We start from the raw sequence: 2598 nt of genomic DNA, 5'->3' as shown, positions 1-2598 counted from the left end.
TTACAGTGGCGGTGACAGTTTGTCGGGTGGGTGCTGCTCCAGCTCTATACAGGACTGGCCGCGCAGCTCTCTAATCGTCCGCTCCAGGACAACCGAGTATTTGCGGCCCATCGTTCGTGGCTCGGCTTGAGAAAGCTGCCATGCCGTTGATATTCCCTCGCTGGCCAGGTGATCGCGCATGCGTCGGCCAATCCCCCATACGTCTTCGACCGGCATACGCCGCAATAGCCACTCGACCGCATCAGGCCGTCGCAGATCGACAACACCACCGGTCTTGTCCCTCCAAACCTTTGAAGCATGTTGCGCGGCTTTCGCCAGTGTTTTGGTGTGACCAATCCCCACACCGACTGGCAAAGCAACCCACTGCAGAACACGGGCCTGAATGGCTCGCCCAACATCAACTAACGGTTCGGGCTGATCCTCGAGACGTACGAAGGATTCGTCAATTGAGTATTGCTGCACGGCGCTGACCAAGGAAGCAGTGGCCATAGCCATTCTGTGCGACAACTCGCCATACAGGGTGTAGTTGCTGCTGAATGCAGCAACGCCGTGCTGCTCCAGAAACTTCCGGATCTTGAAGTAGGGATCCCCCATCTTCAAACCAAGTGCTTTCGCCTCGTTGGTGCAAGCCACGATGCAGCCGTCCGAATTCGAAAGAACCACCACCGGCTTGTCCCTCAGCTCGGGCCTGAAAATGCGCTCACAGCTGCAGTAAAACTTATTGGCGTCGACCAGGCCGAAGACCGGTAGTGGATCAGAGCGCATGAGGCGTCAGGTCCCAGGTCACGACCCCGAACACCTCGATTGTGCCGTACTCGTTCGGCGCGATGTTTTTGTACGCCGGATTTGCCGACTCCAAGACCCAACCTGCAGGTGACCTAGTCAATCGCTTCACTAGCGGCTGGTTGTCGACGTAAGCTAAAACGATCTTGCCAGCAGCCGGTGGAATCGAGCGATCGATTACCAAGAGGCTACCATCGAAGATACCAGCGTCGCGCATGCTGTCGCCCTCAACCTGGACGATCCAGACATGAGGGGCACGGATGTTCATCAGCTCATCCAACGACAGAGGTGGTTCGTAGTAATCAGCCGCTGGGCTTGGAAATCCACCAGCAGCTGCGCCTGCAAGAACTTGTAATAACTGCGTAGAAGGCGTCAGGGGGAAGGGCGTGAGAGGTTTCATATGGCACCATAGGATTACTGTTTATATACACAGTAATCTAGTAAGCCTTGCGCGACTAGCCCGAACATCGCGAGTAAGACCAGGTTGTCATTCAGAAAGCGTTCGAGTTGGCACTATTATTCTGGCTATATCCATGACAGGCTTTACCGATAACGGTAAATTTGTTGCTACGTACAGGGGTGTTTGATGACTGTTGCAAAGCGGGATCTTGTTCCTGGTCAGGTAGATCCTGAGCATCTTCGACGTCTTATAGGCCTTACCAAAATCACTGCTGAATCGGTTATTTCTGCACTGTACGGCCACTTCGTTGACGGGAAGAAGCAGACGTTAGCATGCGCAGAATGCGGCGTAAGTGAAACCACGCTTTCACGGAAAGTGTCCGACCTCAATAAGCTCAGCAGGGAGGTTAGGGAGCTCGCTGTTTTTTACAGTAAACGGTAAACATTTTGTTGCTGTAGTTTACAGATAACGGTAAACTTCACCTCATTGAAGCGAATCACTGAGGATGCAAAAAAATGGAATACTTGGTAACGCTGCACTCTGAGACAAACGTGGTAACGGCCTTCCCGAAAGACCAGCAAGAAAAGGCAATCGCGCTGTGGCAGCAGTACGTCGCGGACGGCAAATTTGCGACCCTGACTGTTGACTGACTGACCACTAGCCCCGGTTCGCCGGGGCCATCAAGGAATGCCGCAATGAAGTATTTCGAATGGGTAGGTGCAGTGATCGAGGTGGTGGCCGAGTCGATGGCCATCAGTCATTCCGACGCAGCGGAAGTAGTTGAGGCGCAGCCTTTCTATATGACGCAGTCTTGGGGCAAGGGCATGGACGCGCAGCTGACCGCTGCCAAGGTCATTGAAGCCGCCCAGGAGCAAGCTGAGGGGCGGGCCATGACTCCAGCGCCCAAGCAAGAGCGCATGCTGTTCGGTGATGAGGCTGACGCGCACGCCTTCTGGAAGGATAAGGAGTTCAAGGTCTTTGCCGTGGATCTTGTGCAGGGCAATGGAAAAAAACGGAAGGTCATTCGCACGATGTACGTGCGAGCCCGATCGGCGAAGGGAGCTGCTGAATGCGCGAAGGCGAATGACTGGTCCCCAAGGCCCAAACCCTATTACTCCCCTCGGCTCGCTGGCCCACGGGAACTGGGCTGTACTCCTGCCAAAGTTTAAGGAAAACGAAGCTTGAAAATTACATTTCTCGTTGTTGCGCTTTCTGTAGTTGCCGCGTTCACGCTGTTGCTGAACTCGGAAGCCAAAGAGAAAGCCCAGCGCCAAGCCCGCGTGGATGCGAAGTGCGCTGCCGAAGCAGAAAATCCACCGCCGCCATTTAAGAGCTCACTTGTATGTGTTGGTTGGACTCACAAGTCCGACCTACCGCTGCCGCCTCAAGGCTGAAACGAACAGGGCAGCCTGCGG

6 protein-coding genes are annotated in these 2598 nt (G+C 54.6%); 4 read left to right on the top strand and 2 right to left on the bottom strand.

Features of this window, described 5'->3' with window-relative positions; all coding sequences use genetic code 11:
* Both ALO64_RS05255 and ALO64_RS05250 read right to left on the bottom strand, forming a co-directional pair.
* Positions 1 to 765, bottom strand: a complete 765-nt coding sequence (locus tag ALO64_RS05255) for a Y-family DNA polymerase (protein WP_082303516.1) — start codon at positions 763 to 765, stop codon at positions 1 to 3.
* Positions 755 to 1183, bottom strand: a complete 429-nt coding sequence (locus ALO64_RS05250) for a LexA family protein (RefSeq protein WP_044345817.1) — start codon at positions 1181 to 1183, stop codon at positions 755 to 757. Before ALO64_RS05250 ends, ALO64_RS05255 begins: the two co-directional genes overlap by 11 nt.
* 186 nt (positions 1184 to 1369) lie before the next feature.
* Here ALO64_RS05250 and ALO64_RS05245 point away from each other — a divergent pair, with 186 nt between their 5' ends.
* The 4 genes from ALO64_RS05245 (at position 1370) to ALO64_RS05235 (ending at position 2577) form a co-directional block, all read left to right on the top strand.
* A complete protein-coding gene (locus tag ALO64_RS05245) occupies positions 1370 to 1624 on the top strand; it encodes a PapB/FocB family fimbrial expression transcriptional regulator (RefSeq protein WP_044345816.1) in 255 nt (84 codons plus the stop codon).
* A 74-nt stretch (positions 1625 to 1698) separates the two neighbouring features.
* Positions 1699 to 1833 (top strand): hypothetical protein, encoded by a 135-nt coding sequence (locus ALO64_RS26540; protein ID WP_267874111.1) that lies wholly within the window; start codon positions 1699 to 1701, stop codon positions 1831 to 1833.
* Between the two features lie 45 nt (positions 1834 to 1878).
* Positions 1879 to 2352, top strand: coding sequence for a hypothetical protein (locus ALO64_RS25760; protein ID WP_044345815.1), 474 nt, complete (start codon positions 1879 to 1881; stop codon positions 2350 to 2352).
* 12 nt (positions 2353 to 2364) lie between these two features.
* Positions 2365 to 2577, top strand: a complete 213-nt coding sequence (locus ALO64_RS05235; RefSeq protein ID WP_044345814.1) for a hypothetical protein — start codon at positions 2365 to 2367, stop codon at positions 2575 to 2577.
* The last annotated feature ends 21 nt before the right edge of the window (positions 2578 to 2598 follow it).

Origin of the sequence: Pseudomonas meliae (assembly GCF_001400515.1) — a bacterium.
Classification (GTDB): domain Bacteria; phylum Pseudomonadota; class Gammaproteobacteria; order Pseudomonadales; family Pseudomonadaceae; genus Aquipseudomonas; species Aquipseudomonas amygdali.
This window is presented reverse-complemented; position numbering and strand designations above follow the sequence as displayed.